At 75.6% G+C, this 11666-nt stretch carries 10 protein-coding genes and 1 pseudogene; 4 read left to right on the plus strand and 7 right to left on the minus strand.

What is annotated here, in order from left to right:
- Nucleotides 1-228 precede the first annotated feature (228 nt).
- The 4 genes and pseudogenes from rarD to eccE form a co-directional block, all read right to left on the minus strand.
- Nucleotides 229-1152, minus strand: a complete 924-nt coding sequence (gene rarD / locus GA0070216_RS12730; RefSeq protein ID WP_091244444.1) for an EamA family transporter RarD — start codon at nt 1150-1152, stop codon at nt 229-231.
- 52 nt (nt 1153-1204) lie between these two features.
- The gene (locus GA0070216_RS12735; RefSeq protein ID WP_091244447.1) at nt 1205-1639 is read right to left on the minus strand and encodes a GNAT family N-acetyltransferase; all 435 of its coding nucleotides are present in this window, start codon (nt 1637-1639) and stop codon (nt 1205-1207) included.
- A 163-nt stretch (nt 1640-1802) separates the two neighbouring features.
- The gene (locus GA0070216_RS12740) at nt 1803-2189 is read right to left on the minus strand and encodes a phage holin family protein (protein ID WP_091244450.1); all 387 of its coding nucleotides are present in this window, start codon (nt 2187-2189) and stop codon (nt 1803-1805) included.
- A gap of 126 nt (nt 2190-2315) precedes the next feature.
- A pseudogene (gene eccE, locus GA0070216_RS12745) lies at nt 2316-4176 on the minus strand (type VII secretion protein EccE).
- A gap of 242 nt (nt 4177-4418) precedes the next feature.
- Between eccE and GA0070216_RS12750 the strand changes: the two are divergent.
- Together GA0070216_RS12750 and GA0070216_RS12755 are read left to right on the plus strand one after the other, a co-directional pair.
- On the plus strand, nt 4419-4736 hold the full coding sequence (locus tag GA0070216_RS12750) for a WXG100 family type VII secretion target (RefSeq protein ID WP_091244456.1): 318 nt from the start codon (nt 4419-4421) through the stop codon (nt 4734-4736).
- Nucleotides 4737-4761: 25 nt separating this feature from the next.
- Nucleotides 4762-5055: a WXG100 family type VII secretion target gene (locus GA0070216_RS12755; RefSeq protein WP_091244459.1), complete on the plus strand. Its 294-nt coding sequence runs from the start codon at nt 4762-4764 to the stop codon at nt 5053-5055.
- A gap of 51 nt (nt 5056-5106) precedes the next feature.
- Here GA0070216_RS12755 and mycP read toward each other — a convergent pair whose 3' ends face one another.
- Entirely contained in the window at nt 5107-6327 is a 1221-nt protein-coding gene (gene mycP / locus GA0070216_RS12760) for a type VII secretion-associated serine protease mycosin (protein ID WP_091244462.1), read from the minus strand.
- Between the two features lie 153 nt (nt 6328-6480).
- Here mycP and GA0070216_RS34505 point away from each other — a divergent pair, with 153 nt between their 5' ends.
- On the plus strand, nt 6481-9636 hold the full coding sequence (locus GA0070216_RS34505; protein ID WP_245722465.1) for an SseB family protein: 3156 nt from the start codon (nt 6481-6483) through the stop codon (nt 9634-9636).
- Complete coding sequence (locus GA0070216_RS12775) at nt 9633-9998, plus strand: hypothetical protein (protein WP_091244465.1); 366 nt, start codon at nt 9633-9635, stop codon at nt 9996-9998. The genes GA0070216_RS34505 and GA0070216_RS12775 overlap by 4 nt, the downstream gene beginning before the upstream one ends.
- Nucleotides 9999-10032: 34 nt before the next feature.
- On the opposite strand, the gene GA0070216_RS12780 is transcribed toward GA0070216_RS12775, so the two are convergent.
- Nucleotides 10033-10965, minus strand: coding sequence for an alpha/beta fold hydrolase (locus tag GA0070216_RS12780; protein ID WP_091244468.1), 933 nt, complete (start codon nt 10963-10965; stop codon nt 10033-10035).
- 162 nt (nt 10966-11127) lie between these two features.
- Nucleotides 11128-11517 carry a hypothetical protein gene (locus tag GA0070216_RS12785; protein WP_091244472.1) on the minus strand — a complete coding sequence of 130 codons (390 nt, stop codon included), beginning with the start codon at nt 11515-11517 and terminating at the stop codon, nt 11128-11130.
- Between the last annotated feature and the right edge of the window lie 149 nt (nt 11518-11666).

Here is an 11666-nt window from a genome sequence, read left to right on the forward strand (position 1 = left end):
CGCCGACCGGCACCCCTGTGGTGGGCCGGCTCGGCCGGGCCGTGGAGGTGCGGCCCGCGCCCGGTCGCTGGACCGGGTCGCCGTCGACGGTCACCGGCGCTTCGGTGGTGGGCCGGCCGGCCGGGTGTGCTGGTGCTGCGGTCCGCACCCGGTCGCTGCTGGTGCTGCGGTCCGTGCCCGATCGCTGGGGGTGGTGCGGCGGTCGGCGGATGCTGCGCCGCGACGTGCTCAGTGGGCGGTGGCCGGGAGTGGTGTGTCGGCGCGGGCGGCGACCCGGTTCCGTCGGCCGTGCCGCAACGCGTCCAGGGTGAAGATCAACAGGGCCAGCCAGACCAGGGTGAAGCCGGCCAGCCGGGCCGGGGGCATCGGCTCGTGGAAGATCAGCACGCCGCAGCCGAGCTGGAGGATCGGGGCCACGTACTGGAGCATGCCGAGCGCGGTCAGCGGCAACCGGTTGGCCGCGCCCGCGAAGAGCAGCAGCGGGATGGCGGTCGCCGCCCCGGCCGACACCAGCAACGCGGTGTGCCCCACCGAGACCTGCCCGAACGTCGAACCGCCCCGACTCGCCAGCCAGCCCAGGTAGGCCAGGGCCGGCAGCGCCAGCACCGCCGACTCGACGAACAGCCCCTCCACCGCCGGCAGTCCGAGCCGTTTCTTGGCCAATCCGTAGCCGGCGAAGCTGACCGCCAGGGCCAACGCCAGGTAGGGCAGCCGGCCGTAGTCGACGGTGAGCACCGCGACCGCCGCCGCACCCACCCCGAGCGCCACCCACTGCGCAGGGCGCAGCCGCTCCCGCAGCACGAACACCCCGAGCAGCACCGACACCAGCGGGTTGATGAAGTAGCCGAGGGCGGTCTCCACCACCCGGTCGGAGTTCACCCCGTAGATGTAGGTGCCCCAGTTCACCGCGATCAGCGCCGCCGCGACACCGATCCCGGCCAGCGTCCGGGGGCGGCGGGCCAGCGAGCGCAGGAAGCCGATGTTGCGCAGCGCGGCGAGCAGCAGCGCGACGAACAGCACCGACCAGATGATCCGGTGGGCCAGGATCTCCACCGGCCCCGCCGGGCGCAGCAGCTTCAGATAGATCGGGAAGAAGCCCCAGATCAGGTACGCGCCGACGCCGTAGAGATAGCCGAGCCGCAGCGGAGTCACGTCCCCACCGTAAGGGGTGTGGCGTGCTCGGGCTCCTTGCCGGTGAGCGGGGTCACCGGCCGTTCACCCACTCCATCCACCGCTGCGGCGGGGCCGGTGTGAAGCCCAGCTTCGCGTACACCCCGTGGGCGTCGAGGGTGGCCAGGGCGATCCGGCGTACGCCGAACGCGGCGAGGTGGTCGCGGACCGCGCCGACCAGCCAGGTGCCCAGCCCGCGCCCCCGCGCCTCGGGGGCGACATAGACGTCGCAGAGCCAACCGAAGGTGGCCCGGTCGGTGACTACCCGGGCGACCGCCACCTGCGCGCCGTCCTCCGGCCGGTAGACGCCGTACGGGATCGACCCGGCGAAGGCCCGGTCCGTCGTCTCCCGACTGCGGCCGAGCGCCCAGTAGGCGTCGGTGCAGAGCCAGTGGTGCACCCGGTCCCGGTCGATCCGTTCCGGGTCGGTGCTGAGCTGGTAGCCGTCGGGGTGGGTCAGCGAGAACACCCGGCCACGCTAGCCCCGTCCGGGGCCGGCACCGCCAGCCAATTCCCGCCCGGTGGCCGCATCCCGTCGGCCGGACGATGGCCCCAGCCCCAGCCCCAGCCCCAGCCCTGCCCCCGCCGTCAGGCGCGCAGGCGCAGGCAGGAGCCGGGGGCCGGGGGCCGGGTCAGTCGCGATCGAGGATGGCGCCCAGGATCCAGGTCACGATGCCGACGAGGAGCGCGCCCAGCACCGCCTCGGGCCAGAACCCGTCCACATGGAACGGCAGGTCCGCCTGGTCGGCGATCCAGCTGGTGAGCAGGAACAACAGGCCGTTGACGACCAGCGCGATCAGGCCGAGGGTGAGTAGGTAGAAACCGCAGCCGACGGTCTTGATGATCGGCTGGAGCACCGCGTTGACCACGCCGAAGATCACCGAGACCAGCACCAGGGTGACGATCGCCTCGCCGGCTGAGCTGGTGTCGAGCGTGATGCCCGGGATGAGCAGTGTCGCCAGCCAGAAGGCCACCGCCGTGGAGCCCAACCGGATCAGAAGACCCTTCAGAAAACCCATGGCCGGGATCGTGCCACGCCTGGTCCACCTGGGGAAACCACCATGGCCTCCCGATCCGGGCCCGCCGGCCGGTGCCGGTGGCGGGTTCGACCGCCCGATCCGTCGGTCGGCGGCCATGGCCTCCGGTCAGCGGCGGCCGGGCCGGCCGACCAGCTGTGACTCGATCGGGGTGGGCGACAGCAGCGCCCACCGCAGCGCCCGCCGGTTGACCACCGCGACCATGTCGTCCCGGATCCGGGTCAACCACTGCGCCGAACCACCCAGCCCCAACGCCGTGCCCGCCAGGGCGGCCTCCGCCGGGTCGAGGGGCTGCAGCACCGCCAGGTCGGCCCGGCCCAGGGTGTCGACGTCCGCCGGGGTCAGCTCGTCCCGAACCACCAGGGTGGACACCCAACCCGCCCCCGGCGGCGGCTCGCCGGCCACCGTACCCGCGTCGACCACCACCAGCAGTGGGCGCAGCGGCGAGCCGGTGGCACCCACCGCCCGCCCGGTCGGGACCACCACGACGCCGCCCGGCTGCCCGCCGATCCCCCGCACGAACGGCTCCCAGGCGCGCGGTCGACCGGTCTGCACCAGCACCCCCGCGCCCAACGCCAATGCCCGCAGCACCAGCAGTTGGGCCGCCGCCAGTCCGCCGACCAGCACCAGCCGGGTGCCCTCGGCGCGGAACAGCCGGATGGTCACCGCGCCACCGTGCCGGTTGGCCCCCACCATCAGCCCGGCCCCGCCCAGGGTCAGCTCCGGTGGCTCCGTCTCCGGCGCGGTCGCCTTCGCCACCACGGGCACCGCCACCGGCAGCGTGGCGGTCAGGCCGGGCAGTTGTGCGCCGTCGAGCCGGCGCAGCTCACCGCCGGCATCGGCGGCGAGCCGGCACAACCCCTCGGCGGCGAGTGCCAACCCGGCCGGCGACGAGGCGGCCAGCCGTACCGTCAGCTCGGCCGGTGGGGGTGCGGTGTCGCCGCCGGCCTGCGGGCCGGCGCAGAGTGACACGCTGGTGGCGGTCGCCGGCAGCGCCAGCACCCGGGCCACCAGCCGGCGGCCCGGATCGACCCGGGCGTCCGGCCACCGGACCACCCGGAAGGCGGCCTGGTGTAGGCTGCCGGTGCGCACCGTCGACCAGGTCTCCCGCACGGGCTGGCCCGCGTCGTGGTGGGCGAGTTCCCCCAGCACCCGCAGCGCCGCGTGCTCGCCGAGCGGTCGGGCCGGCACCGGCCCGATCCGGCGGACGATCCGACGTACCGTGCCGGCCAGCGCCCGGCGCAGGTCGCTGTCGGACCAGCCGGGCACCCGCAGCACCCGGACCGCGAGCAGGGCCCGCTCCTGTCCCGGGAGCCGCCCCTCGGTCAACTGCCGGTAGGACGTGCCCGCCGCGCCACCGGCCACCTCCACCGGCGGAGCGGGCACGGCGTGCAGCAGCACCTGCACCCGCACGGGTGGTTGCGCCGTCCCGGCCGGCGGCAGCAGCGTGCCGGGTGCCGGCAGCGGGTGGGACCGGTCGCCGAGCAGGTCACCCGGGTCACCCAGGTCGAGCAGGACGGTCAGCCCGGTGGCGTCGTCGATCACCCCCGCCGTCCCGTCGGCCAGCTCCACCGGGCCCAGCACCGCACCGGGGAGCACCAGGCCCAGCAGGGCCGTCGGGGCGGCCTCGGCGGGCAGCCCGCGTCGTCGGGTGACGTAGCCGGCGAGGGCGCCCCACCAGTCGAAGAGCCACCGCCCGCGCCAGCGCCCCCAGGCGAGGCCGGCCAGGACGACCGCCCCGACCGCGGCGAGCGCGGCCGGCCCCGGCCCGTGCCCGTACGCGGCGAGCGGCAACGCGAGCGCGACCTGCGCGGCGACCACCTGGCCGGCGCGTACGGCGAAGCCGGTGCGGGCCCGGGTCGGGACCCCGTGGGCTCCCGGCGGCTGACGCCGGACCGGACGATCGGTCGTGCTCGCCGTCACCGCACTCCTCCGTCACGTTCTCGCCGCCGGTTCGATCAGATCGGATCTGAACGCGACGGAGGCGTGACCCATGGTAGTGGCCCGGTCGGTCCGATGGGGACCCTGGTCGGCCGCCCGTGGCGCGGTTGTCCACAGGGGAGATGTGCGGGGTAGCACAACCGCGATCGTGCGACTACCGTCAGCGACGAGTTTTGCCGACCATGTCCCGCCAGGCCCGGTGCCGGTGGACACCGTCCCCGATGGACGGCGTGAGGTCGGCGCCGACCGACGAGACGAGGTGACGTCCGGATGGCCCAGACCCAGGCAGAGGCTGCGGTGATGCAGCGCACCGCCGCGAAGTTCGAGCAGGTCGACCAGTCGTTGCAGGCCATGCTGACCGGCCTGATGACCGAGTTGGAGGTGTTGCAGCAGGCCTGGCGGGGTGCCGGTGGGCGGTCGTTCGCGCAGGTCAAGCAGCAGTGGGGAAAGGACCAGGCCGCGCTGCAGCGGGCCCTGCGGGAGACCGCCACGGCCATCCGCACCGCCGGCCGGCAGTACGACGCCTCGGACACCGAGGCCGCCAGCCGGGTCGCCGGCACCAGTCGCGGCATCCAACTGCCGCTCTGAACCAGATCCGGGGAGGGACCATCCGATGGACCACGGTGTGCTGGTCGTCAACTTCGCCGCGTTGCACCAGGCCGGCGCGGACATCCAGAAGGCGTTGAACACCCTCGACTCACAGCTCGGTCAGCTGGAACGGGATGCCGCCCCACTGATCGCCGGCTGGGACGGCGAGGCCCGGCAGGCGTACGAGCAGCGGCAGGCGCGATGGCGTTCCGCCTCACAGGACCTCCAGGCGATGCTGCGCGACATCAAGCTCGCGGTGGACGACTCCGCCGCCGACTACCTCAACACCGAGAAGCGGAACGTCGGCCTGTTCCAGTGAGCCGTCCGCCCCGGCGGCGGCGTTCGACGATCCACCGGTCGAGCGCTGCCGTCAGGCGGACCCGGCCGGGTGCCAGCGGCGGCGGACGCCCCGGGGGAGCACCACGGCCAGCAGCACCACCACCGTCAGCACCCCGCCGGTGACCGTGGCGACCAGCAGCGCCCGGTCCCGGGTCGCCGCCCGGCGGTGCTGCCGGGCCAGCAGCACCGGGTCGGCCCGCTCCGCCGGCAGGGCCAGCGTCGACCGGACGGCCGGTCCGGGACCGGTGCCGGTCTCCACCACCGCCCGGTACGGATTGAGCACGCCGGCCCCGTACCCACTGCGCCGCCCGCCCGGTGCCGGGTCGGCGGTGCCCACGATCCGGCGGGCCACCTCGGCGGCGCTGAGTTCCGGCCGGTACTGCCGCAGGAGCGCTGCGGTGCCCGCCACGAACGGGGCGGCGTAACTGGTCCCCTCGGCACGCTGGTGGCCCTGCCCCGGCGCGGCCATCAGCACGTCGCTGCCCGGAGCGACCAGGTCGACGTACGTGCCGACCTGCGAGAACTGGGCGCGGGCGCCCGCCGGGGTGACCGCCCCGACGCCGAGCACCCCGTCGTAGGCCGCAGGGTAGGGCAGCGGGTCGCCACCGTCGTGCAGGTTGCCGGCGGCGGCCACCACGAGCACGTCCCGCCGGACCGCATAGTCGATCGCGTCCCGCACGGCCGGGTTGTCGGCGTACAGGACGACGGAGAGGTTGAGCACGTCGGCGTCGTGGTCCACGGCCCACCGGACGGCTCGGGCGAAATCGGCGGCGCTGACCGTACGCCCCGACTCGCGCCCCTCGACGACCTGCTGCTCGCTCACCCGTACCGGCAGGATGCGGGCCCCGGGCGCGAGCCCCCGGAAGGCGACCCCGGCACCCTCCCCGGCGGCGATGATGCTGGCCACTCCGGTGCCGTGACCGGCGCAGTCGCGGGTGCCGTCGCCGCCCGGGTCGAGGAAGTCCGCGCCGTCGAGCACCCGGCCGCGCAGCTGGGGATGCCGCCGGTCGACGCCAGAGTCGATCACCGCCACGGTGACGCCGGTGCCGGTGGTCAGGGGGGCGATCCGCTCCGGGGCGTACCGTCGCTGGGGCCAGGGGAGGGCGGCGACCGGCCGGGCCGGCGCGGGCGGGCTGGCGCAGGCGGGTGCGGCGCGGGCCGGGGTGACCGACGACACGGTGACCGCCGGCAGCGCGGCGAGCAGGGCTGCCGCCAGGATGATGGGCGCTTGTCGGCTGCCGGGTCGGGACATCGACCGCCTCCGTATCGTGTCGACTCCGGAACGGGATGTTAGCGCCTGGCCGGCTGCCGGGTGGGCCGCCGGTGACCGACTTATTGTGATCTTGTTTTCACCTTGTAGGTTGTACGCGACGCCTGTGGCCTGATCCGGGGAGGAGAGGTGGCCGTGACCGACTGGGAGCCGGCTACCGAGGCCGAGACGGCGATGCGCGACGCGCTGCGGGCCAGCGACCAGGAGCGCTACTTCCGGATTCTTGCTGGTACGGACCTGTTCCTCCCGGTTTCCGGGCAGGCGCTGGCCGGGGCGGCGCCGCTGGGCTGGGGCACCTGGACCACCGGTGGCCGGACCCATGTGCTGGCCTTCACCTCGGCCGCCGCGATGCACGCCTGCCTCGGTGCCTCCGCCGGTCCGTGCCGACGCAGCCGCTACGCCGACCTGGCCACCGAGTGGCCCAACCACGAGTGGTGGCTGGCGGTGAATCCCGGGTTGCCGATCGAGGGCTACCTGCCCGCCTGGTTCGTCTCCCAGCTCTCCCGGGGCGACGTCCGGCTGCCCGGCCGAGCCCCGGGTGTGCGGTCCCGTCCGGAGGCCGACCAGCCGTCGGGCCGGACCCCGGCCGAGGCGACGTCCGACGTCGAAGCGACCGCCGACCTCTCCGCCGGCCCCGCCGACTGGGCCCCGCCCCGACCGGCCCCGCCAGCCGCCCCGGTCCCACCCGCCGGTGGTGGCACCCGACCGGCGGGGGGCGCGCCGCTGACCGACGAACGGGGTCGTCCGGTCGCTGCACCCGGTGGCCCGCGGGACGTCGCCGCCGGGCCGCCCGATCACGGTCGGCCCGCCGGCCCGCCATCCCCCGACGTCGCCGCAGCGCCCGGCCAGCACAACGGCGGCTGGCCGGCGGTCCCCCGCCGTCGGGTCCTGGGCGAGGAACCCGTCGGCCCGGCCAACGGGCGCACCTCGTTCTTCGAACCCTCCGCCGCCCGGGGTGCCTCCCGGTCGCCACGGGACAATCCACTGCGAGCCGGCGAGCGGGCGACTCCACCGGCCCGACCGGGCCTGGGCGGTCAGCCCTTCCCCCGGCGACGCCCGGCACCCGCCCCGCCGGTCGCGGACGAGGCCACCCGGGCGTTCCGGGTCGGTCCGCCCGGCCAGCCGACCCGGCCCGTGCCGGGCAACGGCGCGGCGACCGCCGGCCGGACCCCGGACCCGCTGGCCGATGAGCCGACCCGGGCGTTCCGGGTGGGCCCGCCGGCTGCGGAGGCCACCCAGGCGCTGCCCCGTCGGCAGCCGGCTCCGGACGTGTCGTCGGGCACGCGGCAGCCGCCGGCCGGCTCCTTCAGCGGCCCGGCCGACGCGTTCGCCGGTCCGAACGGCACTTCCGGCGGTACGGCCGGCGCGGCCGGTCCGGTGCCGAACGAGGCGGAGGAGTTGCCGCCCATCGCCGCCGAACCGGTCTCCGGGCCGCCGGCATCGCGCCGGGGGTTCACGCCCATCGTGATAGAGGGGGTGATCCTGGAGTCCCGCGACATACCCGTCGTTCCCGCGCCGGCCCCGGCACCACCCGGCGTCCCGGCCCCACCGCCCGTTCCCGCGCCGCCGGTCGTATCCGCGCCGCCGGTCGGCCCGGTGCCGCCTTCGGGCGGTCCGGCTGCCGAGGACACGGTCAACCTGAACGGGAACGCCGGACTGTTCGCCCCGCCCGTTCGGCCGGCCGCAGCGGGACCGGTCTTCCCGACGCCCGACACGGAGACGGCCGCCCGCCCCCGGCCTGCTCCCGATGACCTGTGGACTCCGGCCGCCGAGCGGACCGCGTCGACAGCCCCACCGGCGACGCCCCCCGCTGCGCCGGTAGCTCCCTCGGTTGCTGTGCCCGGCACGGCACCCACCGCCCCGGGCCCGCCGGCCGGCGGACCGGATGCGCCGCAGGCGTGGGGTGCGATGCCGGTTGCGGCACCCGCCCCGGCAGGTCCGCCCGCCCCGGCACCCGGGCCGGGCACCCGGCCCGCACCGGCCGGCAGCGCCGTGCCGTCGGCCGACAGCCCGGCTGCGGACGGTCCGCCGCTGGCCGGCCCGGCCCCGACCGCAGGGGTTACACCCGACCCGGCGGCCACCGGCCAGCCCACCCCGACGGCTGCCGCCGGGACACCGGCGTCGCCGGCCGCGCCGGTGGCACGCGGTGCCGACCCGGGCGACCTGTGGACGCCCGCTGCCGAACGGGCCGCATCGACCTCCCCGGCGGCGGGTCCGGCCACCGTTCCGCCAGCCGAGGTCGGCATGACGCCCACGACGCCCATGCCGGTGGCCGCCCCGCCCGTGGTCGGCGCGGACGACCCGGCCACCGACCCCGTCGACGCGCTGTTCCTGCCGGCCAACGAGGTCGAGGAAAACCTGCTGGAGGCCGTCGGCACCGGCAGCACCGACGGCTTCCTCTCCACCCTGCTGCTGGCCCGGGTGCTGCTGCCGGTCAATCCCGACTCGGTGACCGGCAGCCGGCCCGGCGAGCCCGGTTTCGAGTGGCGCACCGGCACGACGGACGGTGAGACGTTCGTGGTGGTCTACACCTCACCGGAGCGGCTGGCCGAGCACGACGTGCCACCGGTCGAGACGATCGAGGTCCGCTTCGTCCAACTGATCCGGCGTTGGCCGGACCCGAGCTGGGCGTTCGCCGTCAATCCGGGCACCCCGGTCGGGGCCAAGCTCCCCGGCGAGCAGATCGTCGCCCTGGCCAGTTGGGCGGCCGACGTCGGGCTCGGTGACGAGGCGGACCTCGAACCGGTGGCCGCCGCCGAGGCACCGGCCGAACGCACCCGGTACGCCCCGCCGGTCACCGATCCGTCCCGTCCGGTGGTGATGCAGAAGGCGATCGCCCCGAGCCAGCTCGCCTACTACCTGGAGCGCGGCTACGACCGGGTCTCCGGTTTCGTGCACCGGGCCGGCGAGTTGGCCCACCTGACCACCCCGGCCGAGCTGCACGACGCCCTGGGACTGGGCTACCCGGACTCCCCCTTCGCGCGGGACGCCGAGGCGGCCTACGTGTTGCGCTGGCCGGCGTACCGGCCGAGTCTCTACCGCATCCCGTACGGCGGGCAGAACGAGGCGGCGATGCGGGCCATGGAGGGCTGGGTCATCGAACGCGCGCCGTTCCGGGGCAACGGGTTCGCGCCGGGGGAGAGCAGCGACGTGGTGGCCGAGTTCAAGGTGGACAGCGCCCGGCTGCCGCACGGGGCGCAGCTCTGGCGGATCGGCGCGGAGGGCACCGAACGGGTGATCGCCGTCCTGGACACCGACGCGCTGGTCTGGCGACGGGTGGGCGAGTCGTGATGCGCGACGGCTACGTGGCCCGCTGGCAGGGGCGGGAATACCAGGTCAGCCCGGACGGCGACCACGTGCGGATCTACCAGCCGGAGCCCGCCGACGGCTTCGAGGAGGTACGCCCCGGCCGGTACGTGCGGGTCGTCCCGGCCGGCGAGGTCGAGGAGTTGGCGTACGTGCGGACCACCTGCACCTGGCAGGGGCAACCGTTCATCGTGCTCGGCGAGCATGACGGCTGGCTGCGGGTCGAGTACACCGGCGGTCGTTGGCCGGTGGCGCAGGCGATGGGGCTGGAGGTCTTCGACTTCGGCGTCTACCAGGGTTGGGCACCGGCCGCCGGGGTCGCTGACCTCCGCGAACAGCGGGTCTGACCCCGGGGCGTGACCACCGCCGGGACCGGTGACGTCAGGACTTCGTCCAGCGCAGGATCTCGCCGAGCACCATGTCGCCGGCTTCCACGTGGGGGAAGTGGCCCACGCCGTCGAGCAGCCGCCACTCGTAGGGGGCGCTGACGTACCGGCCGGAGCCCTGCGCGGTGCGCGGCAGGGAGGCGACGTCGACCGCCCCGTGCAGTTGCAGGGTGGGGGTGACCAGGGGCTTCTGCATCAGCCGGACGAAGCGGTAGCCGTGCAGTCGGAGCACCGAGCGGAAGGCCCACCGGTAGCCCTCCAGGGCGCAGAAGGCGGCCTGCGGAATCAGCATCGCCTCCCGGCAGCGTTGCGCGTAGTCGGCGAACTCCGGGCCGGCCACCCACCGGGGTCCACCCCAGCGGCGCAGCATCTGCGTCACCTCGGCGGCGTCGTCCCGGGTGAGCACGTGCTCGTACCGGGGAAGCTGGAACTTCAGCGCCGGGGTGGCGGCGGCGAACTGGCCGCGTGGGTCGGCGAAGATGGCCGCGCGCAGCCGCAGCGGGTGGGGTGCACCGAGCACCACCAGCCGGCGTACCAGGGTGGGGTGGAACGAGGCGGCCGTCCAGCCGATCAGCCCGCCCGAGCCGGCGCCGACCACGGTGGCGGAACGTTCCCCGAGGGCGCGGATCAGACCGGCGACGTCAGCGGCGAGGGTGTAGCCGTCGTACCCCCGGGGTGGTTTGTCGCTGGCGCCGTAGCCGCGCAGGTCCACCGCGACGGCCCGGAAGCCGGCGTCGGCGACGGCCGGCAGCATGGTGTGCCAGGCCCACCAGTGCTCGGGGAAGCCGTGCAGGAAGAGCACCATCGGGCCGGTGCCCGCCTCGACGACGTGGAACCGGCTGCCGTTCGCGCCGACGAACCGGTGCGTCCACGGTCCTTCGGTGAGGACGCAGGACTCGTCGACGGGTCCGCCACGCTGCTCGGTCATGGGGCACAGCCTAGGACCTCGGCACCGGTCGATCGCCCTGCCGACCCGGACGGCACGGCCCGACCGGCGGGGCGCGGTCGACCGGGGCCGGCCGGATCGGGTGGAATCGGACCGTCGGCAGCGCCGCGACGGTTGAGCCGGCTCAGCGCACCCTGAGCGGGCTCAGCGCACCACGCTGATCCTGACGATGCCCAGCGGGGTGCCGGGACCGCAGGTGGCGGCCGGGTCGGCCGGCCCGACGGTGACCAGGACGGTGGTGCCGGTGGCGAAGGTGCCCATGCCGGTGCCGTGCAGCGCGTACTCCCGGCCATCGTCGGTGACCAGGCCGTAGCACGGGCCGTCGCCGCCCCGGGTGATCCGGCCGGCGAGCAGGTCCGGTCGGCGCTGGTCGGTGGGGTGCCGTGGGGGCGCGGCCGGTCGCCGCCGGGCCGGCGGCGGGGTGGCGGAGAGGGGTGCTGGTCGGCCGGCGGATGCGGCCGGGCCGGTGGTCGGTGGCCGCGTGCCGGGCGGCGGGCCGGCGGGCGGGGCGGTCGGGGTCCGGTCGTCGGTCACGGTGCCTCCGTTCCCGGCGCACCCGGCGTGGGTACGCGCAGGGCCAGCGTGCCACGTCGTCGGTGGGCCGGCCCACCACTCGTGCGGGGCCGGGGCGGCGGACACCAGAGCGCTCAAAAAGGGCCGATGCCCGGGCAGGAGACCTGCCC

It is taken from the genome of Micromonospora matsumotoense (genome assembly GCF_900091525.1).
GTDB classification, from domain to species: domain Bacteria; phylum Actinomycetota; class Actinomycetes; order Mycobacteriales; family Micromonosporaceae; genus Micromonospora; species Micromonospora matsumotoensis.